Here is a 21,433-nt window from a genome sequence, read left to right as displayed (position 1 = left end):
CAAATGTATATACATAATGATTGGGCGACGAACGGCTCAAGTGCTTGCCTTAATTCTGTCCTCTCCAGCTTGAGCGTTCCTGCGCTCTACAGCTGAATCTCACGCGTCTTGTTGTGGCCTGAAGCGGCTGTGTAAGGCTTTTGTCTCTGACTTGACGACGATTCGATCTATCCATATTGTATATACAAAACAAGCCGGGAGAATCCCATGCCGATGCAATCCCCCTCGAAACAGCTCTGGCGCGATGTGCAGGTCTTCGATGGCCTGGCGCAGCTGGACGAGGCGATGAACGTGCTGGTCGAGGGCGGTCGCATTGCCGGCCTGTGGCCTTCGCGCACTTTCGACGAGGCGCTGGTTCAGGGAGCAGTCGAAGCTGAGCGTGGCGGCGTGATGACTCCGGGGCTGGTCGATTGCCACACCCACCTGGTCTACGCCGGCAACCGCGCAGGCGAGTTCGAGCAGCGCCTGGAAGGCGTCAGCTACGAAACCATCGCCCGCAACGGCGGCGGTATTCTCAGCAGCGTGCGTGCCACCCGTGCCGCCAGCGAGGACGAGCTGATCGCCGCCAGCCTGCCGCGTCTAGATGCGCTGCTGGCCGATGGCGTGACCACGCTGGAAATCAAGTCCGGCTACGGCCTGACTGTCGAAAGCGAGTTGAAGATGCTGCGCGTGGCCCGCCACCTCGGCCAGCTGCGCCCGGTGCGGGTGATCACCACGCTGCTCGGTGCCCATGCTCTGCCGCCGGAATACGCCGGCCGCGCCGACGACTACGTGAGCCTGCTCTGCGACGAGATGATCCCGGCTGCCGCCCGTGAAGGGCTGGCCGATGCGGTGGACGTGTTCTGCGAAGGCATCGGTTTTTCCCCGGCGCAGTGCGAGCGCATCTACCAGGCAGCACAGGCCCACGGTCTGGCGATCAAGGCCCATGCCGAGCAACTGTCCAACCTGGGTGGCAGTGAATTGGCTGCCCGTTACGGCGCCCTGTCCGCCGACCATATCGAATACCTCGACGAGGCTGGCGTGCGCGCCATGGCCGAGGCCGGCACGGTTGCCGTGCTGTTGCCCGGCGCCTTCCACGTGCTGCGCGAAACCCAGCTGCCGCCCATCGAACTGCTGCGCCAGTACGGCGTGCCGATGGCGGTGGCCAGCGATGCCAACCCCGGCACCTCGCCGATCTGCATGCCGACGCTGATGGCCAACCTGGCCTGCACCCTGTTTCGCCTCACCCCGCGCGAAGCCCTGGCCGGCATGACCGCCCATGGCGCCCGTGCATTGGGTCTGCCCGACCTCGGCCGCATCGCCGTCGGTGCACCTGCGGATCTCTGCGTCTGGGATATCCAGCAACCGGCCGAACTGGCCTACGCGGTGCAGGCCGGGCGCCTGCGCCAGCGCGTATTCAATGGAGTCGTGACCTATGCTCGCTGATCGTCACAGCATGGCCGCCTGGAGCGGTCGTACCGACCCGGAAACCGACAGCGCGCGCTGGCACCAGCGCATCCGTTCGCTGGTCGAAGACAGCCAGCCGGGCCTGGCGCTGCTGGGTTTTGCCTGCGATGAAGGTGTGCGCCGCAACCATGGCCGTGTCGGCGCCGCCGCAGCGCCGCAGAGCGTGCGCAAGGCGTTGGCCAACCTGGCCTGGCATCGTCAGGCGCCAGCCTATGACGCCGGTGACGTGGTCTGCGAAGACGGCGACCTGGAAGCCGCCCAGGCGCGCCTTGGTCAAAACGTCTGCGCGCTGCTGGACGCCGGCCATCTGCCGCTGGTGATCGGTGGCGGGCATGAAGTCGCCTTCGGTAGCTGGTCGGGCCTGGCCGAGCATCTGTCCGGTAATCCTGCGCCTCGTATCGGCATCGTCAACTTCGACGCCCACTTCGACCTGCGCGACCCGACCCATGTGCATTCCTCCGGCACGCCCTTCGCGCAGATCGCCGAGCAATGCGCTGCACGCGGCTGGCCGTTCCGCTATGCCTGCCTGGGCGTCAGTCGCGCCAGCAACACCCGTGCGCTGTTCGCCAAGGCCGCCGAGCTGGGCGTGCTGGTGCGCGAGGATCATGAAATTCGTGAGTCGACCCTCGATGCCATCGGCGCCGAGCTGGACGCCTTCACCGCCGAGTGCGACGCGCTCTACCTGACCATCGACATCGACGTGCTGCCGGCCTGCGAAGCGCCGGGCGTCAGCGCGCCGGCCGCCCGTGGCGTGCGCCTGGAGCAGCTGGAGCCGCTGCTCGAACGGCTCAAGGCCAGCGGCAAGCTGCGCCTGGCCGACCTGGCCGAGCACAACCCCGAATACGACATCGACAACCGCACCGCCAAGGTGGCGGCGCGGCTGATTCATCTGCTCAGCCTCTGAGCGCCGAACAACAAGAGGAAACCGCTGTGACCTCCAAATACCGCGATATCGAAATCCGCGCCCCGCGCGGCACCACGCTCACCGCCAAGAGCTGGCTGACCGAAGCGCCGCTGCGCATGTTGATGAACAACCTCGACCCGGACGTGGCCGAGAAACCCAAGGAGCTGGTGGTGTACGGCGGCATTGGCCGCGCCGCGCGCAACTGGGAGTGCTATGACAAAATCGTCGAGAGCCTGACCAACCTGAATGACGACGAGACCCTGCTGGTGCAGTCCGGCAAGCCGGTCGGCGTGTTTAAGACCCACAGCAACGCGCCGCGCGTGCTGATCGCCAACTCCAACCTGGTGCCGCACTGGGCGAGCTGGGAGCACTTCAACGAGCTGGATGCCAAGGGTTTGGCCATGTACGGCCAGATGACTGCCGGTAGCTGGATCTACATCGGCAGCCAGGGCATCGTCCAGGGCACTTATGAAACCTTCGTCGAAGCCGGTCGCCAGCACTACGCCGGCAACCTCAAGGGCCGCTGGGTACTGACCGCAGGCCTCGGTGGCATGGGCGGCGCCCAGCCGCTGGCCGCCACCCTGGCCGGCGCCTGCTCGCTGAATATCGAATGCCAGCAGAGCAGCATCGATTTCCGCCTGCGCAGCCGTTACGTCGACGAGCAGGCCACCGATCTGGACGACGCCCTGGCGCGTATCGCCAAGTACACCTCCGGAGGCAAGGCCATCTCCGTCGCCCTGCTGGGCAATGCCGCCGAGATCCTGCCGGAGCTGGTACGCCGTGGCGTGCGCCCGGATATGGTCACCGACCAGACCAGCGCCCACGACCCGCTCAACGGCTACCTGCCGATCGGCTGGAGCTGGGCCGAGTACAAGGATCGCGCAGCCACCGACCCGGCAGGTGTGGTCAAGGCCGCCAAGCAGTCCATGGCCGTGCATGTGCAGGCCATGCTCGACTTCCAGAAGATGGGCGTGCCGACCTTCGACTACGGCAACAACATCCGCCAGATGGCCAAGGAAGAAGGCGTGAGCAATGCCTTCGACTTCCCTGGCTTCGTCCCGGCCTACATCCGCCCGCTGTTCTGCCGTGGCATCGGCCCGTTCCGCTGGGCGGCGCTGTCCGGCAACCCCGAGGACATCTACAAGACCGACGCCAAGGTCAAGGAACTGATCGCCGACGACGCCCACCTGCACCGCTGGCTGGACATGGCCCGCGAGCGCATCTCGTTCCAAGGCCTGCCGGCGCGTATCTGCTGGGTCGGCCTGGGCCAGCGCGCCAAGCTCGGCCTGGCCTTCAACGAGATGGTGCGCAGCGGCGAACTGTCGGCGCCGGTGGTGATCGGCCGCGACCACCTGGACAGCGGCTCGGTGGCCAGCCCCAACCGCGAGACCGAGGCGATGCAGGACGGCTCCGACGCCGTGTCCGACTGGCCGCTGCTCAACGCCCTGCTCAACACCGCCAGCGGCGCCACCTGGGTGTCGCTGCACCACGGTGGTGGCGTGGGCATGGGCTTCTCCCAGCATTCGGGTATGGTCATCGTTTGCGATGGCACCGATGAAGCCGCTGCCCGCATTGCCCGCGTGCTGACCAACGACCCGGGCACCGGGGTGATGCGTCACGCCGATGCCGGTTACCAGATCGCCATCGATTGCGCCAAGGAGCAGGGTTTGAATCTGCCGATGATCGGCTGAGAGCATGTCCAAAGTCTGCTGCGCGTCGGCCAAACGGCGTTGCAAACGACTTCGGACTGCTCATTTACAGCTCGTAAACTCCGCGTCCTCAGCCATTTGCGCCACCGTTTGGCTCTAGCTCGCGAGACTTTGAACACGCTCTTTGGAAGAACACTTGATGAATACGCTTAACCTGAAACCTGGCCATCTGATCCTGGCCGACCTGCGCGCCGCCTACCAGGCGCCCGTGCACCTGACTCTGGACGCCAGCGCCCATCAGGCCATCGACGCCAGCGTCGCCTGTGTCAACCAGATCATCGCCGAGGGCCGCACCGCCTACGGCATCAACACCGGTTTCGGCATGCTGGCCTCGACCCGCATCGCCAACGATGACCTGGAAAAGCTGCAGCGCTCGCTGGTGCTGTCCCATGCCGCCGGTTTCGGTGAGCCGCTGGATGACGCCATGGTGCGGCTGATCATGCTGCTGAAGATCAACAGCCTGGCGCGCGGTTTCTCCGGTATTCGCCGTCAGGTGATCGACGCGCTGATCGCCCTGGTCAACGCCGAGGTTTATCCACACATTCCGCTGAAAGGCTCGGTCGGCGCCTCCGGTGACCTGGCGCCACTGGCCCATATGTCGCTGGTGCTGCTCGGCGAAAGCCAGGCGCGCCACAACGGCCAATGGCTGCCGGCCAGCGAGGCGCTGGCCATCGCCGGTCTGGAGCCGATGACTCTGGCCGCCAAGGAGGGCCTGGCGCTGCTCAACGGCACCCAGGTGTCCACCGCCTACGCCCTGCGCGGGCTGTTCGAGGGTGAAGACCTGTACGCTGCCGCCAGCGTCTGCGGCGCGCTCAGCGTCGAGGCGCTGCTCGGTTCGCGTTCGCCCTTCGATGCGCGCATCCATGCCGCACGCGGCCAGCGTGGGCAGATCGACGCGGCGGCTGCCTTCCGCCATCTGCTCGGCGCCAGCAGCGAAATCGGTAGTTCTCACGCCGCCTGTGACAAGGTGCAGGATCCGTATTCGCTGCGCTGCCAGCCGCAGGTCATGGGCGCATGCCTGACCCAACTGCGCCAGGCTGCTGAGGTGCTTGGGGTCGAGGCCAACGCGGTTTCCGATAACCCGCTGGTGTTCGCCGCCGAAGGCGAGGTGATTTCCGGTGGCAACTTCCACGCAGAACCCGTGGCCATGGCTGCCGACAACATCGCCCTGGCCATCGCCGAGATTGGCTCGCTGTCCGAGCGGCGTATCTCGCTGATGATGGACAAGCACATGTCGCAACTGCCGCCGTTCCTGGTGGCCAATGGTGGGGTCAACTCCGGCTTCATGATCGCCCAGGTCACTGCTGCGGCTCTGGCCAGCGACAACAAGGCGCTGTCTCACCCGCACAGCGTCGACAGCCTGCCCACCTCGGCCAACCAGGAAGACCATGTGTCGATGGCGCCGAACGCCGGCAAACGCCTGTGGGACATGGCCGATAACACCCGCGGCATCCTCGCTGTGGAATGGCTAGGTGCCTGCCAGGGCCTGGACTTCCGTGAAGGCCTGAAGAGCACGCCGGCGCTGGAGCAGGCGCGTCAGGCGCTGCGCGCCAAGGTGCCGTACTACGTCGAGGATCGCTTCTTCGCCCCGGACATCGCCGCTGCCAACGCCCTGCTCGCCGAGCGCGTGCTGACGCCGTTGCTGCCGGCCGGCATGTTGCCTTCCGTGAGCTGAACTGCGTAGCCCGGATGCAATCCGGGGCCTTGATTTCGAGGCTCCCGGATTTCATCCGGGCTACGGTCTTGGTGTAGGCGCCGCGCCCCACGGCGAATGGTGGGTACGCCGCAGAATGTGCTGAGTGGCCACAACCGCTTCGCCCCGGGGCGGGGCTCCTACGAGATCACGCGTATGGCTGATGTATCATCCGCGCACCGGGCATTTCCAAGGAGCAGCCGTGACCAGTCCCACCCCGCGCTACAAGGCCATCGAGGATTTCCTCCTCGAGCGCATTCACGGCGGCGCCTATCCGGTCAATCATCAGATTCCGCCCGAGGAGCAACTGGCGCGCGATTTCTCGGTCAGCCGCATGACCGCCAACAAGGCGATCCAGAACCTGGTGCAGAAGGGCTACCTGGTGCGTCAAGCCGGGCTTGGCACCTTCGTCACCGACCGCAAGGCAGAGTCGTCGCTGCATGAGGTGATGAACATCGCCAGTGAAGTGCGCGGTCGCGGCCATGCCTACAGCAACGATGTGGTGCGCTGCGAGGCCATCGCCGCCGATGACGAAGTGGCTCTACGTCTGGGGCTGCGCCTGGGCGCCGAGGTGTTTCACAGCATCCTCGTGCACCTGCAGGACGGCCTGCCGATCCAGCTCGAGGACCGCTTCGTCAACCCGCGCTGGGTGCCGCATTACCTGCAAAGCGATTTCACCCGGGTCACGCCCAACGAGGTGCTGGTCGCCAGTTGCCCGATCTCGGATGTCGAACATGTGGTCGAAGCGGTGCGGGTGGATGCACGCACCGCCGAGCTGCTGCAGATCGACCCGACCATGCCCTGCCTGAGCGTGATCCGCCGCACCTGGTCGGACGATCACCTGATCAGCTATGCACGACTGATCCATCCCGGCGACCGCTACAAGCTACGTTCACTGCACAAGCGCAGAGCGTAGGGCGATTGGTAGGGTGCGCTGTGCGCACCAAGCACGCTGTAGTTCAGCAGACAGATTCGGTGCGCACGGCGCACCCTACTCGGCGTCGCGATATCGAAAGCAGCGAGACCTCAATCAGCGATCAACTGATCCACCAGTGACGGATCGTCGATAAAGCGATTGCGTGTGCCCTGCAGTGCTTCGATTTTGTCATTGCGCGCCTTTTCCTCGGCATCGGGCGGATCCATGCGGTGCCAGTTCTTGTACATCGGTACCAGGCCGACGATGGGCAGGTCGTATTCGACATGCATGTAGAAGATCGCCCGGGCGATATTGCCCTTGGCTTCGTCGCGCGGGTTGAGCAGTTGGAAGCTGGCTTTAAGGTCACAGCCGATATCGGCGAATTTGCTTGGTCCATCCTCGACCTGTTCGCTGAACTGCGAATTACGCCGTATCAGCTCAACCCTCGCCAGCGCCGGGTAGTGGTTATGCAGGTCGGAAGCGATGTAGGGGTAGCGCGGGTTCATGATGGTGCATTGGCGGTCGGTAACGCAGCGCAACGCACTCTTGAGCTGTTTGCTGCTGTAGATCGGGCTGGCCGCCAGGTTGCCGCTGACGCGGGTAAAGGGCTGGCCACAATACAGTGTGGTGCCGCCGTTACCGTACAGATCCTGCCAGAACACCTGGTCGATGGCCTGTTTGACGTTGCCCAGTTGGCTCTGGCCGCCAGCCAGGGCAGTCGTGCCAATGCAGGTTGCCAGGCAACCGAGAAGCAGGGTAACTACGCGCATACTCTAGCCTCGTGACCGCCGTGATCGGGGGTCTGTTGTTTTTGTCGTTCGCGACTGAGTCTAGCAAGGCGCACCTTACAAAAAACATAGTCGATGAGATTCTTCCCGGCGCCATGCCATGGATGATGGAGTGTGTAAGCCATGGCTTACAGGATGTGGCGAGTATCGCTACTGTGAGGTGATCAGGTACGAGCGTACTCTTGCGCCCATGGATTCAGCGCAGGAAGCGCCTAGACGAACAGGGACACGCTGGACAGCCACCTGGATGGTGAGCAGATCAAGGATGTCAGGACAACAGTCTGCAGGCCCCGCAATCGCGGGGTTTTCTTTTTTGGGCAGCCGCCCGGAGCGCCAACGCCAGATACACAGTCGACGCCGCACGGTTTTCAGCCGGTACGGCGCCAGGGTCTGTATTCATCCGGCGTGCTTGGCCACCCACGCCGCATAGGCCTCGATGAACTTCTGCAGGAACGGCTTGATGCCGTCGCTGAGTACGCCGTTGTCGTCGAAGAAATTGCCGGCGCCGCCCAGATAAGCCTCCGGCTGCTGCAGCACCTGTACGTCGAGGAACACCAGGCACTGGCGCAGGTGATGGTTGGCACCGAAACCGCCGATGGCACCTGGCGAGGCGCTGAGCACGGCGCCCGGCTTGCCGCTGAAACCGCTCTGGCCGTAAGGGCGCGAACCGACGTCGATGGCGTTTTTCATCGCGCCGGGGATCGAGCGGTTGTATTCGGGGGTGATGAACAGCACCGCGTCAGCCGCCTTGAGCGCATTGCGAAACGGCGCGTAGGCGGCCGGAGCGCTGTCGCCGTCGGCGTCTTCGTTGTACAGCGGCAGGTCACCGATCTCGACGATTTCCAGCTTCAGCGAGGGCGGTGCCAGATCAGCCAGCGCCAGGGCCAGCTTGCGGTTGATGGAGGCCTTGCGCAGGCTGCCGACCAGCACGGCGACCTTGTAGGTCTTGCTCATATGAACTCCAGAAGCTGTAGTGAGGAAGGAACAACCACTATAGACCCCGGATGTTTCAGCAGGTGCCGTGCCTGGACATCATCAGGAACTTGGATGCGTTATCGCTAGCCAGCTCCCGCTGCGCCGGCAGATACAAAAAAACGGGCCTGTTCAGGCCCGTAAGTTCACGCTAAATAATTGACCTGCCATCAGTCCAGGCATTGCCCCAGGCCAATGCGTTCGGGCTGGAACAGCCGCGTATCCATTAGCTTCGGTTCACGCACGATGGGTACGAAGTCCATGCGCGCGAGGATGTCGCGCTGGATATCCACGCCCTGCGCCACTTCGATCAGCTCCAGCCCTTCGGTCGTCAGGCGCAGCACGCAGCGTTCAGTGACGTAGAGCACCGGCTGGCCGCGCTCGGCAGCCAGGCGGCCGGAGAAGGTGCGGTGCTCCACCTCACTGACGAACTTGCGCACGTCGCCGTCCTGGATGATGCGCAACTGGCCGTCTTCGATGCGGATGTCCTGTTTGCCGGCACTGAAGGTACCGACGAACACCACCTGCTTGGCGTTCTGGCTGATGTTGATGAAACCGCCAGCGCCGGCCAGGCGACTGCCGAACCTGGAGACGTTGAGGTTGCCTGCCGCATCGGCCTGGGCCAGACCGAGAAATGCGATGTCCAGACCGCCGCCGTCGTAGAAGTCGAATTGATAAGGCTGGTCGAGCAGGGCGCTGTGGTTGCTCGCCGCGCCGAAGTCCAGGCCCGAGGCCGGTACGCCGCCGATCACGCCCGGTTCGGCGGTCAGGGTCAGGCGCTCGATCACGCCTTCCTCGGCGGCCACCGCCGCGACGCCTTCAGGCATGCCGATGCCGAGATTGACCACCGCGCCGCTCTTCAGCTCCAGCGCCGCGCGACGGGCGATCAGCTTGCGCACGTCCAGCGGCATCGGCGTCAGGCTGTCCACCGGCACGCGGGTTTCGGCGGCGAAGGCGGGGTTGTAGGCCGTGGCGAAGGTTTGCTGGTGATTATCGGGTTCGGCCAGCACCACACAGTCCACCAGGATGCCGGGAATCTTCACCTGGCGCGCATTCAGCGAGCCGCGCTCGACGATCCGCTCGACCTGGGCGATCACCAGCCCGCCAGAGTTGCGCGCGGCCATGGCGATGGCCAGGCTCTCGATGGTCAGCGCCTCGCGCTCGAAACTGAGGTTGCCATCGGGATCACTGCTGGTGGCGCGGACGATGCCGACGTGGATCGGGAAGGTCGGGTAGAACAGGTAGTCTTCGCCATCGATGGGCATCAGTCGCACCAGATCGGTGGTGGTGCGCGCGTTGAGTTTGCCGCCGCCATGGCGCGGGTCGACGTAGGTGCCCAGACCGACGCGCGACAGCTGCCCCGGTTTGCCGGCAGCGATATCGCGGAACAGCTGGGAGATCACCCCCTGCGGCAGATTGTAGGCCTCGATGCGGTTATCCACTGCCAGCTTCTGCAGGCCCGGCACCAGCCCCCAGTGGCCACCGATCACCCGGCGTACCAGGCCTTCATGGGCCAGGTGGTTGAGGCCGCGACCCTTGCCGTCGCCTTGGCCGGCGGCATACACCAGCGTGAGGTCACGCGGCGTCTGTTCAGCCACGAAGCGTTGTTCCAGGGCGATGGCGATCTGCTCGGCGAAGCCGATGCCGACGAAGCCGCCGCTGGCCAGGTTGGCGTTGTCCGGGATGCGCGCCACGGCGGCGGCGGCGGTCATGATCTTGCTCATTGCGGGTACTCGTGACGAAGGGGTCATGTAGGCGCCGGCTTGCTGGCGATCCATGCGGTTCAAAGCATCGCCAGCAAGCTGGCGCCTACACCTTTTGCTGAGCGAAAGCGCAGCGTCTGGAAGGCTCTTATGGCTTAGAAGCTTCCAAACAGCGTGCCCAGGGTGATCACCACCGCCAGTGCCAGCAGCGGGAAGGCCACGGTGTTGACGAAGATGAATTTGTACGATTCGCGGTGAGTGAGCTTGCAGATCGCCAGCAGCGAAATTACCGCGCCGTTGTGCGGCAGGGTGTCCATGCAGCCCGAGGCCATGGCGGCGACGCGATGCAGCAGCTCGGGGCTGATGCCGGCAGCATTGGCCATTTCCAGGTACTGCTCGCCGAGGGTCTTCAGCGCGATGGACATGCCACCAGAGGCCGAGCCGGTGATGCCGGCGAGGATGTTCACCGCCACCGCTTCGGAGATCAGCGGGTTGCTGGAGACGCCCAGCACCAGGTCACGGATGATCACGAAACCGGCCAGCGAGGCGATCACCGTGCCGTAACCCACCTCGGCGGCGGTGTTGAGAATCGGCAGCATGGAGCCGAAGGCGCCGTCGTTGACGCTCTTCTTCAGATCCATCCAGCGCTTCCAGTGCATGGCGATCAGCAGCACGATGGCGGCGCCGAGGGCGACGATGATCGACCAGATACCGATCAGCGATTTGGCGTCCTGCAGGCCGCCGTATTCCGGTTTGGCCAGGTAGCTGGTGTCGACGCTCGGCAGAATCTGCTTGGCCATCAGGAAGTTCAGCGCGATCACCACGAAGATCGGCAGCAGTGCCAGCCAGAAGCCGGGAATGTTGCCGCGCTCCTCGCTGACTGGGTCGTCACGGTGTTCGCCGTAGCCTTCACCAGCGGCCATCATCTTGCGTGACTGCGCGGTGAGCCACCAGGTACCGAGGCCGAACATGATCAGCCCGCCAATCACCCCCAGACCTGGCGCGGCGAAGGCGTCGGTGCCGAAGAAGGGGTTGGGGATGGCGTTCTGAATCGCCGGGGTGCCGGGCAGCGCGGTCATGGTGAAGGTGAACGAGCCAAGGGCGATGGCACCGGGGATCAGGCGCTTGGGAATGCCCGCCTCGCGGAACAGCGCGGCGCCGATCGGGTACACGGCGAAGGCCACCACGAACAGCGAGACGCCGCCGTAAGTGAGGATGCCGCAGGCCAGCACGATGGCCAGGATCGCGCGCTCGCTGCCCACTTTCGCGACGATGCCCTGGGCGATGGCGCGGGCCGACCCCGAATCGTCCATCAACTTGCCGAACAGCGCACCGAGCAGGAACAACGGGAAGAACTGAATCACGTAGCCGCCCATGGCCTTCATGAACACCTGGGTGTAGGTGAGCAGCAGCAGGCCGACATCACCGGCGAACAGCAACGCTAGCAGAGCCAGCAGTGGGGCGAGGATCAGGACGTTGATGCCGCGATAGGCGAGGTACATCAACAGTGCGAGGGAAATCAGAATACCGAGGGTACCCATGGCTGGTTCCTTTTGTTGTTGTTCTAGCGGCTCAGGGCCGTTCTATCGTGAGCGCGCGGATACACCAGCGCGCCTCTGAGGTTTACAGAGCGAGAGTCGTGCCAGTGCGCGGTTGGGCCCTCTTGGAAAGTGCGCTAAGGCCTGTGGATAAAGGGGCGCAGCGGTTTATGACGGGTTCGGCGTGGCTGTTGCGGTGTTGAGTGGTTGTCCATTTTTCTGGACTTATTCCGATATCTTGGAATGCAAGGGCGAAATTCTGTCCAGGAAATTGGAATTTATGAGGCGCAGAATTAGAGCGCTGTTTCGTTTTGCCTGGGGTTCGCCGTTATGGTCCTGCTGGATTGTGCTGGCGTCGTAGGCAGGCGATCTCTGTGTTGGGGATCAATGGACGGATCTGCCAGGGTCTGCGATCAAGGTCGGGTAGCGACTCGAGGGCGAGCGCTGTCTTTTGTCAGAACGGCGGAGTAAGGTTGCCGCCGATGGTTCCGCCCGCACGTGCGTGCGGATGAAAAGGGAACAGGGTGCGGCGAGTCTCGCCAATTCCCTGGCTGCCCCCGCAACTGTAAGCGGCGAACGATGCCCGGATGCCACTGACTTCGGTCGGGAAGGCGGGCGAAGTGCCAAGCCGTGAGCCAGGAGACCTGCCATCGAATCCATCGATCCTCCAACTCGTCGCGCGGTGGGCGCGATCAAGGAACTTGCATGCATATCGAACCCGGTGTCGTCGAAGGCGCCAAGATCTTCCTCAGCTACGCAACCGCAGTCGGTGCCTTTGGCCTGACCGCCAAACTGGCGCGTGATGCCATTCGCGACAACGGCGGGGCGACCGCCCTGGCGCTGCGCAGCCTGCTGACCACCGCGCTGGTGTTCTGCTTCTTCGAGGTGTTGCCGCATCATGCGGTGGGGGTTTCCGAGGTGCATCTGATCCTCGGTTCGACCTTGCTCCTGCTGTTCGGCGCGGGGGCCACGGCCGTCGGTCTGGCGGCTGGCTTGCTGTTGCAGGGCTTGTTGTTCGCGCCGTTCGATCTGCCGCAGTACGGCATGAACGTCACCACCCTGCTGGTACCGCTGTGGGCCATCAGTGTGTTGGCCAAGCGTATCGTTGCGCCGGGCACCGCCTACGTCGACCTGTCCTACAAGCAGGCGTTGGCGCTGTCGACCGCCTACCAGGGCGGCATTGTTGCCTGGGTCGGCTTCTGGGCCTTCTATGGCCATGGCTTCACCAGCGATAACCTGGCCGCTGTGGGCAGCTTCGGCCTGGCTTACATGAGCGTGATCCTGATCGAACCGCTGGTCGACCTGGGCGTGCTGGCCGCTGCCAAGGCGCTGGCGCGTTTCAGTCAGGGGCCGCTGTTCAACGTGCGTCTGCACCAGGCGGCGGTCTGATGCAGTGCGCGGTGGCCGCTGGTTCGGTCGCCGCGCTAGGTTTTGCCATGAGGATGCAGGCAAGATGGGGGCGTTCGTTCTGCCAGGAAGATGCCTGTGAAAGCCTGCTCCGATGATTTCATCATTGCCAACACCCCCGAAGAGGCGGTCGACCGCCTTGCCGCGCTGCATCAGGAAGCCACCGGCGCCCTGAGCCACGCACTCAAGCGCTACCTCAAGGAACGCATCCGCCCGGATGCCAGCGAACACTGCCTGTTCCGCTACCCCGAATTGCGCCTGACCTACCTGTGCCAGGGCGAGGTGCCGACCACCGTGCGCGCCTATGCCAAGGTACAGGTGCCAGGCACCTACGCCATCACCGTGACCCAGCCAGCGGCCTTCCGTAAATACCTGCTGGAGCAGCTGCGCCCGCTGATGAATGACTTCACCTTGCGTGTCGAGGTCGGCCGCAGCCAGCAGAACATCCCTTACCCGTACGTGGTCGAGGGCGGCGATGAGCTGGCTGGCAGTGGCGTGACTGCCGCCGAGCTGGCGCGTGTGTTCCCCAGCACTGACCTGTCCGCCGCCACCGACGGTACCGCCGATGGCCTGTACGACTGGGAGAACATCGACCCGCTGCCGCTGGCGCTGTTCGACGCGGCGCGCACCGACTTTTCGCTCAAGCGCATCCAGCACTACACCGGCAGCGACTGGCGTCATGTACAGCCGTGGATCCTGCTGACCAACTACCACCGCTACGTCGACCAGTTCATCCGCCATGGCCTGGACATGCTGGTGAACGACTCACGCTTCACCCGCATGGTGCTGCCGGGCAACGTGGTGGTCGAGCGCGGCATGGCTGAAGGCGAAATGCAGGCGATCATCGAGAACGTGGTCTGGCACCGTTACCAGATGCCGGCCTACCACCTGCAGGCCAATGATGGCCACGGCATCACCCTGGTCAACATCGGCGTCGGCCCGTCCAACGCCAAGAACATCACCGACCACCTCGCCGTGCTGCGCCCGCACTGCTGGCTGATGATCGGCCACTGTGGCGGCCTGCGTCAGTCGCAGACCATTGGTGACTACGTGCTGGCCCACGCCTACATGCGCCGCGACGGCATTCTCGACCGCGTACTGCCGCCGCACATTCCGCTGCCGGCGCTGGCCGAAGTGCAGCAGGCGCTGCAGGAGGCGGCCAAGCAAGTGACGGGCGAGCAAGGCGATGAGCTGAAGAAGCGCCTGCGTACCGGCACCGTGCTGACTTACGACGACCGCAACTGGGAGCTGCGTTGGGCGCAGGAGCGGCCGCTGATCAACCTGTCGCGTGCGGTGGCGGTGGACATGGAAAGCGGCACCATTGCCGCGCAAGGCTATCGTCTGCGGGTGCCCTACGGCACGCTGCTGTGCGTGTCGGACAAACCCCTGCACAGCGAGATCAAGCTGCCCGGCGCGGCCGGTGCCTTCTACGAACGTGCGGTGACCCAGCATCTGCACATCGGCATCGCCGCGCTGGAGCTGATGCGCAGCCAGCTCAACTCGCTGCACTCGCGCAAGCTGCGCAGCTTCGACGAGCCGCCGTTCCGCTGATGGGCAATCCAGTGGTGAAGGCTTGAACGGGGTCAGCAGGTTGCTGTTTGCCAGTGGTGCGCACAGCGCACCCTACACCTTCAGCCACCGCTGGTAGGCGTAGCTCAGGCTGCTGCCGGGGTTTCGTCACGCAGCAGCTCGGCCAGCGCTGCGCGGTCGATGTTGGCGCCGCTGAGCACCACCGCCACGCGCTGGCCGGCATTGAGCTGGCGCTCCTGTATCAGGGCGGCCAGCGCCGCTGCACCGGCGCCTTCGGCGAGGTTGTGGGTGTCTTCGTGATAGGCGCGGATGGCCGCGCGGATCTCGTCATCGCTCACCCGCACGATGCGTGCAGCGCCGGCACGCAGCATGTCCAGTGCCAACTGCTGCGGCTGGCGACAGGCCATGCCGTCGGCCAGGGTGTCGGCGCGTTCGGTCTGTACCAGGCGACCCTGCTCGAAACTCTGCGCGTAGGCGTCGGCGCCGCTGGCGACCACGCCAATGATCTCGGTGTCGAGGCCGAGCAGGTCGCGGGTGCGGATCATGCCGCAGATGCCCGAACCGAGACCGATGGGTACGTACACCCGGCGCAGATTCGGCACCGCTTCCAGCAGTTCCAGGGCATAGGTGGCCACGCCGCGCACCAGATCCTCGTGCAGTGAAGGCACCCCATGCAGGCCATCGCGCTCGGCAATGCGTGCGGCTTCGGCGCGGGCTTCGTCGAAGTCGCGGCCATGTTCGATCACCTCGGCGCCGAGGGCGCGCATCGCCGCGTTCTTTTCGCGGGCATTGCCGTGCGGCACCACAATACGGATCGCCAGGCCGGCCTGGCGCGCGGCCAGCGCCAGGCTCTGGCCGTGATTGCCACGGGTGGCGGTGACCAGCCCACGCACCTGCGGCTCGCGGCGTAGCAGGGCGTCGATATAGACCAGCCCGCCGCGTACCTTGAAGGCAGCAGTCGGGGCGTGGTTCTCGTGCTTGACCCAGACCTCGCAGGCGGTGCGCTGCGCCAGCAGCGGCCAGCTCAGTTGCGGCGTCGGTGCCATGTGGCGGTGAACCAGTGCAGCGCTCTGGCGCAGTTGGGCGAGGTCGAACATGGCGGGCACTCCGGGTGGCGTTGACCCGGATGCTAGTGCGGCGCATTGTATGGGTAAATCTTTATATTGCATGGCAAGCAATGTGGCTTCCTGATCTGCAAGACAGCGCTCTGCCAACGTACCTGGCACTGGTCGAGGCCATCGCGGCGGCCATCGGCCGTGGCGAACTCAAGCCCGGCGAGCGCCTGCCGCCGCAGCGCCGTCTGGCCTGGGCGCTGGGTATCAACCCGAGCACGGTGATGCTCGCTTACCGCGAGGCGGCGCGCCGGCATCTGGTGTCCGGCGAGGTCGGGCGTGGCACCTACGTGCTGGCCGGCAGCCGCGAAGCGAGCCTGTTCCGCCTCAAGCAACCGGCCGCGCAGGGCGAACTGATCGACCTGTCGACCAATGTGCCGGTGCATGACCCGGACAATCGCGACCTGTCGGCCAGTCTTGCCGAGCTGATTTCGCGCGGTGAGCTGGATGTGTTGCAGGCCTACCCGTCGGCGGCACTGGTCGAGCGTGCGCATCTGGCCGGCGCGACCTGGCTGCGTCGGCGTGGCCTGGAGCTGGCGCCGGGCGGTCTGCTACTCAGCGCGGGTGCCCAGCAGGGCGTGTCTGCGGCGTTGCTGGCGCTGTGCGAAGCGGGCGAGCCGATTCTGGTCGAGCGCTACACCGCACCGGGGATCAAGGCCGCCGCACGCCAGTTGCGTTTGCCGCTGCATGGCGTGGCGATGGACGCACACGGCATCCTGCCCGATGACCTCGACCGCCAGGCCCGTGCTACCGGGGCGCGCGTGGCGGTGCTGACGCCCTGTTTGCAGAATCCCACCGGCGCCAGCCTGGACGCCGAGCGCCGCGCGGCCATTGCCGAGGTGGCGCGGCGCCGTGGCTTGTGGATCGTCGAGGACGATGTCTACGGCGTGCTCGGCAGCGAGGCGCCGCTGGCAGTGCAGGCGCCGGAGCGTTGCCTGCTGATCAGCAGCCTGTCCAAGAGCGTTGCGCCCGGCCTGCGCCTGGGCTTTATCGCGGGTGCGCCGGAGCTGCTCGAACGCATCGACCCTGAAGCGCAGGCCACGCGCTGGGCGGTGACGCCGCTGAGTCTGGCGCTGGCCTGTGAGTGGATCGAAAACGGTATCGCCGAACAGCGCCTGGCCTGGCAGATCGACGAGCTGCAACAGCGCTGGCGCCTGGCCGCGCGTGTGCTCGGCCCGCGCATGCCGCAGGGCAGGGCAGTGGCGCCGCATCTGTGGCTCGATGGCGCGCCGCCTGTGGGGCTGGTCGCGGCGTGTTGGCACAGCGGTGTGGAGGTGGTGCCAGCCGAGGTGTTCGCGGTCGAGGCCAATCCGGGGCATGCCGTGCGTATCAGTCTTGCGGCGGCGGTTAGCCGGGTCGAACTCAAGCGGGCATTGGCAGGGATTGTCGCGGCCTGGCCTGTCTAGCCCAGCGATAGATGCAGAATCGGAAACGGCCGCCCGCCGCCATCCAGGCGCGAGCGGCCGGTCACCAGGAAACCCAGGCGCTGGTAGAAAACCACGGCTTGCGGGTTCTGCTCGTTGACGTCGACGCGCGTGGCGCCCAGCTCGTCGATGGCATGGCGCATCAGTCGCGTGCCTACGCCCTGACCATGGCAGGCCGGATCGACGAAGAGCATCTCCACCATGCCTTCGCGGGTGCCGAGAAAGCCCAGTATTCGCCCTGACTCATCGCGCGCGCAGGTCAAGTGCACGGCCGGAAAATACTGTGTGCGCAGCAGTGGCTTGATCACCTGCAGATCGGTTGCTGGCAGGAAGTGATGGGTTGCGCGCACGGCAGCCTCCCAGATTTCTTCCAGTACAGGCAGTTCGGTGTCGGCGGGTGTGTCGAGAATCAGCATGCTAACAGGCCGTTGAAAAACGTAGGCGAGGCAGGCAAACGGGGGCGGAGTATACCCGTCGGTTGCGTGTCTCAAGGCTTCTCAACCCTGCGGATTTATTCCTGGAGCGCAACACCCGCGACAGGTGGGAGCCCGCTTGCGGGCGATCCTTCCAGGCCTATGATCGCCGGCAAGCCGGCTCCTATGTATGGACTCGCCCCCACTGTCAAACCTGCTTTTCAACACTGCTACCCGGCTGCATCTATGTATCAGGCCTATTCGAGGAAGCTGTCATCAGCTTCTGGCCAACATTGTGTGAGCTTGCGGTATGCCTATTACATTCAGACCTCGAAGGCCAGTAGGAGCCAAGGCATCAATCCGCAACGGTCTTACCTGGGGTCAATGTTTTCTAGCAGAGGTTGGAGCGACTTCGCGCCCCGGTGGCAGAACTCGGTGGATCAGTGACTCATTTCCGCCTGCCTGTCATTAACTGGCTGGCGTTGATAAGTCTGTTCATTCTGTAGCAGCACCCAGGCGATCCGTAGGTTGCGGTTGGCTAACCTCACCGCCGCCTCTTTGCGCCCCAGGCGACTCAGCCAGCCCAGCAAGCGGCGATCATCCGGTTGCTGCGAATCAGGCCGTAGTTGTCGGAGGACCGCATGCGCGCCCTGGATCATCAGGCTGCGCATGTAGCCATCGCCTCGCTTGCTCATCTTGCCCAGGCGGATCTTTTCTCCGCTGCTGTGCTGATCAGGCACCATGCCGAAGTAAGCCGCATATAAGCGGGCATTGGCGAAACGTTCAGGTTCGGTTTGCTTGGCCAGCAGCGCGGTGGCGATGATCGGGCCGACTCCGCGCACCGTCATCAGTCGTTTCGCGGTCTTGTCCGCGTTCGCAGCAGCTTCCAAGCGCCCGCTCAAGACGTTGATGCGTTCGCCCAATTGCCGCCATTCACCCAGCAATTCGTCGATCAACTCCCGCAGTATCTCCGGCAGTGGCTGCGTTGCATCTTCCAGCACCCTCGGTATCACGTGGCTGATAGCCGCATCGCCTTGCGCCAGAGCCACGCCGTGCTCCAGCAGCAAACCGCGCATCTGATTACTCATCGCCGTACGCCGACGCACATAACCCTGCCGAGCGCGATGCAGCGCCTGCATGGCCAGCGAGGCAGCGCTTTTGATGGGCACGGCTGAAATCTTGCTATCGCGACCGGCGCGCAAGATCGACAGGGCATCGTTACGATCATTCTTCGCACCGCTGCGGTGACCCTCGACGAGACGAGCCGGAAGAATCCGCGCCAGGTTGCCTTGCCCCTGTAGCTGCCGTGCCCACGCCTGAGCACCTGGGCCAGTTTCAACCAGCACGACGACACTCGGCGGCAACTTGCACAGAAACTCGTAGAACGCCTCACGCGACTTGATCCGCGCCTCGTAACGCACCTGACCAAGAACGTCTTCTCCCGCCACCTGAAAGACCCGCTTGGCAAGATCGACTGCCACTGTCGTGCAGGCCGATAGATCGTTTAAGGCCTGGGATTGATTAGTTGCTGTATGCTTTTTCATTGACTCGCCCTCGCTGCCGTTGGCTTCTTAGACTGCCACCGTGGCGCATTGACGCCTCGGCGTGGGCGAGTCCATGTAATTACACTCAAGTGACGCCGATAGCTTTCGCCCTTGCTGTCATTGGCTGGCGTCGAGCACCACGCGGTAGCGCGCCTTGCCGCTGCGCAGGTGATCGATGGCCGCGTTCACCTGGCTCATGGGGAAGTGCTCGACCTGCGGCAAAATTTGGTGCCGCGCGCAGAACTCGAGCATGGTCGCCATGGTTTTCGGCGAGCCTACCGGCGAGCCGGACAGGCTCTTTTGCTGCGGGATCAGGTTGAACACGTGCACCGGGATGGCGCTGGGCACGATGCCGACGAAATGCAGGCGGCCCTTGCCGCGCAGGGTGGCGATCAGCCCCTGCCAGTCCAGATCGGCGCTGGCGGTCACCAGGAGAAAATCCAGGGTGCCGGCTATTGCCTTCAGTGCCGCGCTGTCGGTGGAGGCCACGACATTGTGCGCGCCCAGGCGTTTGGCTTCGTCCTGCTTGTTCAGCGACGAGGTGAAGGCCGTCACCTCGCAGCCCCAGGCATTGAGAAAACGCAGCGCCAGGTGGCCGAGGCCGCCGATGCCGACCACGCCGACGCGGTCGGTGGGCTTGATGTCGTATTCCAGCAGCGGGCTGAACACCGTCGAACCGGCGCAGAACAGCGGGCCGACCAGGGCTGGGTCGAGGCCGTCTGGCAGCGGTACGGCCCAGGCCCAGTGCGAGCGCAGGCGGTCGGCGAAACCGCCGTGGCTGCCGACGATGGTCGGTTTCACCGAGCGACACAGCTGGTGCGAGCCTTCCATGCAGGAGCCGCAATGCATGCAGCTGCCCTTGTACCAGCCGATGCCAACCCGCTGGCCGAGCTTGAGCCCGCGCGCCTGCTCGCCGAGGCGGACGATGGTGCCAACCACTTCATGGCCGGGAATGAAGGGGTAACGGGCGTTGCCCCATTCGTTGTCGATCATCGACTGGTCGGAGTGGCAGATACCGCAGTATTCCACGGCGATCTCGACGTCTTCGGCGCCCAGCGGGCCGGGGTCGTAGCTCAAACGCTCCAATGGCGCCCCGGGCGTGGTGGCGGCCCAGCCGGTGAAGGTGGCGAGTTCGGCGTTGTTGCTCATCGGTGGCTCCTGAATGCAGGGGTAAACCTGCAGCTTAGTCGCTCTGGCCGGGCGTGGAAGCACCATCAGTGACGTTTATCGTGCGTTACACTGCGCAGCCCTGTCTGAGCGAAGATCGTTGCATGTCACGCCCTCGTCCTCCTGCCAGTCGCCGTCCCGCAGCCCCGCGTCGTGTGGCCAAGGCGCCACCTGCGCAGCCGCGCCTGCTACTGCTGAACAAACCGTTCGACGTGCTCACCCAGTTCAATGACGAGCAGGGCCGCGCGACGCTCAAGGATTTCGTCGATGTGCCCGGTGTCTACCCGGCCGGGCGCCTGGATCGTGACAGCGAAGGCCTGTTGTTGCTGACCAACGACGGCCGCTTGCAGGCGCGTATCGCCGACCCCAGGCACAAGCTGGCGAAGACCTACTGGGTGCAGGTCGAGGGCGAGCCGAGCGAGGAACAATTGCAGCAGTTACGCGCGGGCGTGACGCTCAATGACGGCCCGACCCTGCCGGCCGAAGCGCGTCTGCTGGACGAGCCGCAGCTGTGGGATAGAAATCCGCCGGTGCGCTTTCGCAAGAGCGTGCCCACGCGCTGGCTGGAGCTGGTGATCCGCGAAGGGCGCAACCGCCAGGTGCGGCGCATGACGGCCGCCGTCGGTTTGCCCACGCTGCGTCTGGTGCGTGTGGCCATCGGCCCCTGGCGGCTCGATGGCTTGCCGCCGGGGCAGTGGCGCGAGGTGCCGGCCAGGCTGGATTGAGATCAGGCGTTTTGTCGCAGGGGGCGGCCCTGGCGAACATGACCTGAGTCAATAACCGGCCTTGATCACGGCGATACCTTTGTTCAGCACTTCACGCCAGGCCTGACGCACATCCGCGTCGCACTCCTTGTCGTGTTCGCTGATGGTCAGCAGCAGCGCGTCGAGCCACAGGTCGTAGAGCTCGGGGCGGATGTCCAGATGCTGGCGCGAGTGCGATTCACCCAGAGCGCGCAGCTTGGTATCGGGCATGCCACGGGCGTGCATGACCAGGTTGAGAATGCCCTGGCGTAACAGCTGTTTCTGCGCACTCATGTCGGTGTCGACGAACTTCTCGCGAATCAGCGGCGAGCTGGCGAGGAAGTGGCGGTAGAAACTGTCGAAGAAATCCGGGCTGGCGCAGCAGCGGCCGTAGCTCTGCATCACCGTATTGGCGGCGCTCATG

18 protein-coding genes and 1 riboswitch are annotated in these 21,433 nt (G+C 64.7%); of the genes, 9 read left to right on the top strand and 9 right to left on the bottom strand.

Features of this window, described 5'->3' with window-relative positions; all coding sequences use genetic code 11:
• Positions 1-207: 207 nt before the first annotated feature.
• From hutI to hutC, 5 genes are all read left to right on the top strand, one after another.
• The gene (gene hutI / locus J7655_RS19320; protein ID WP_230925791.1) at positions 208-1,425 is read left to right on the top strand and encodes an imidazolonepropionase; all 1,218 of its coding nucleotides are present in this window, start codon (positions 208-210) and stop codon (positions 1,423-1,425) included.
• Positions 1,415-2,350, top strand: coding sequence for a formimidoylglutamase (hutG, locus tag J7655_RS19315; RefSeq protein WP_230925790.1), 936 nt, complete (start codon positions 1,415-1,417; stop codon positions 2,348-2,350). The genes hutI and hutG overlap by 11 nt, the downstream gene beginning before the upstream one ends.
• A 26-nt stretch (positions 2,351-2,376) precedes the next feature.
• Positions 2,377-4,041, top strand: coding sequence for a urocanate hydratase (hutU, locus tag J7655_RS19310; protein ID WP_230925789.1), 1,665 nt, complete (start codon positions 2,377-2,379; stop codon positions 4,039-4,041).
• A gap of 157 nt (positions 4,042-4,198) precedes the next feature.
• Complete coding sequence (gene hutH / locus J7655_RS19305; RefSeq protein WP_230925788.1) at positions 4,199-5,734, top strand: histidine ammonia-lyase; 1,536 nt, start codon at positions 4,199-4,201, stop codon at positions 5,732-5,734.
• 220 nt (positions 5,735-5,954) lie between these two features.
• A complete protein-coding gene (gene hutC / locus J7655_RS19300; RefSeq protein WP_230925787.1) occupies positions 5,955-6,668 on the top strand; it encodes a histidine utilization repressor in 714 nt (237 codons plus the stop codon).
• Between the two features lie 110 nt (positions 6,669-6,778).
• Here the strand turns inward: hutC and J7655_RS19295 are convergent, their stop codons facing one another.
• The 4 genes from J7655_RS19295 to J7655_RS19280 form a co-directional block, all read right to left on the bottom strand.
• A complete protein-coding gene (locus J7655_RS19295; RefSeq protein ID WP_230925786.1) occupies positions 6,779-7,438 on the bottom strand; it encodes an endonuclease in 660 nt (219 codons plus the stop codon).
• A gap of 414 nt (positions 7,439-7,852) precedes the next feature.
• The gene (locus J7655_RS19290; protein WP_230925785.1) at positions 7,853-8,410 is read right to left on the bottom strand and encodes an NADPH-dependent FMN reductase; all 558 of its coding nucleotides are present in this window, start codon (positions 8,408-8,410) and stop codon (positions 7,853-7,855) included.
• Positions 8,411-8,598: 188 nt separating this feature from the next.
• Positions 8,599-10,152, bottom strand: coding sequence for an acyl CoA:acetate/3-ketoacid CoA transferase (locus J7655_RS19285; protein ID WP_230925784.1), 1,554 nt, complete (start codon positions 10,150-10,152; stop codon positions 8,599-8,601).
• A 134-nt stretch (positions 10,153-10,286) separates the two neighbouring features.
• On the bottom strand, positions 10,287-11,672 hold the full coding sequence (locus J7655_RS19280) for a GntP family permease (RefSeq protein ID WP_230925783.1): 1,386 nt from the start codon (positions 11,670-11,672) through the stop codon (positions 10,287-10,289).
• A gap of 463 nt (positions 11,673-12,135) precedes the next feature.
• Positions 12,136-12,335: riboswitch (cobalamin riboswitch) on the top strand.
• A 39-nt stretch (positions 12,336-12,374) separates the two neighbouring features.
• Between J7655_RS19280 and J7655_RS19275 the strand changes: the two genes are divergently transcribed.
• Positions 12,375-13,058 (top strand): energy-coupling factor ABC transporter permease, encoded by a 684-nt coding sequence (locus J7655_RS19275; RefSeq protein ID WP_230925782.1) that lies wholly within the window; start codon positions 12,375-12,377, stop codon positions 13,056-13,058.
• Between the two features lie 96 nt (positions 13,059-13,154).
• Positions 13,155-14,627: an AMP nucleosidase gene (amn, locus tag J7655_RS19270; protein ID WP_420850897.1), complete on the top strand. Its 1,473-nt coding sequence runs from the start codon at positions 13,155-13,157 to the stop codon at positions 14,625-14,627.
• A 104-nt stretch (positions 14,628-14,731) separates the two neighbouring features.
• Here amn and J7655_RS19265 read toward each other — a convergent pair whose 3' ends face one another.
• Positions 14,732-15,703, bottom strand: coding sequence for a threonine dehydratase (locus J7655_RS19265; protein WP_230925780.1), 972 nt, complete (start codon positions 15,701-15,703; stop codon positions 14,732-14,734).
• Between the two features lie 80 nt (positions 15,704-15,783).
• On the opposite strand from J7655_RS19265, the gene J7655_RS19260 reads away from it, so the two are divergent.
• Positions 15,784-17,124, top strand: a complete 1,341-nt coding sequence (locus J7655_RS19260) for an aminotransferase-like domain-containing protein (protein ID WP_230925779.1) — start codon at positions 15,784-15,786, stop codon at positions 17,122-17,124.
• Here the strand turns inward: J7655_RS19260 and J7655_RS19255 are convergent.
• The 3 genes from J7655_RS19255 to ahr form a co-directional block, all read right to left on the bottom strand.
• Entirely contained in the window at positions 17,121-17,558 is a 438-nt protein-coding gene (locus J7655_RS19255) for a GNAT family N-acetyltransferase (protein WP_230925778.1), read from the bottom strand. The genes J7655_RS19260 and J7655_RS19255 overlap by 4 nt on opposite strands.
• A 437-nt stretch (positions 17,559-17,995) precedes the next feature.
• Positions 17,996-19,099 (bottom strand): IS110 family RNA-guided transposase, encoded by a 1,104-nt coding sequence (locus tag J7655_RS19250; protein WP_230924828.1) that lies wholly within the window; start codon positions 19,097-19,099, stop codon positions 17,996-17,998.
• A 117-nt stretch (positions 19,100-19,216) separates the two neighbouring features.
• Positions 19,217-20,248 (bottom strand): NADPH-dependent aldehyde reductase Ahr, encoded by a 1,032-nt coding sequence (gene ahr / locus J7655_RS19245; RefSeq protein WP_230925777.1) that lies wholly within the window; start codon positions 20,246-20,248, stop codon positions 19,217-19,219.
• Positions 20,249-20,421: 173 nt separating this feature from the next.
• Here ahr and J7655_RS19240 point away from each other — a divergent pair, with 173 nt between their 5' ends.
• Positions 20,422-20,991, top strand: coding sequence for a pseudouridine synthase (locus J7655_RS19240; RefSeq protein WP_230927759.1), 570 nt, complete (start codon positions 20,422-20,424; stop codon positions 20,989-20,991).
• Between the two features lie 48 nt (positions 20,992-21,039).
• Here the strand turns inward: J7655_RS19240 and J7655_RS19235 are convergent, their stop codons facing one another.
• Positions 21,040-21,432, bottom strand: coding sequence for a globin (locus J7655_RS19235; RefSeq protein WP_230925776.1), 393 nt, complete (start codon positions 21,430-21,432; stop codon positions 21,040-21,042).
• Position 21,433 lies beyond the last annotated feature (1 nt).

Source organism: Pseudomonas wenzhouensis, from assembly GCF_021029445.1.
Taxonomy (GTDB): domain Bacteria; phylum Pseudomonadota; class Gammaproteobacteria; order Pseudomonadales; family Pseudomonadaceae; genus Aquipseudomonas; species Aquipseudomonas wenzhouensis.
Note: the sequence above shows the minus strand (reverse complement) of the source record. Positions and strands in the feature narration are given on the sequence as shown.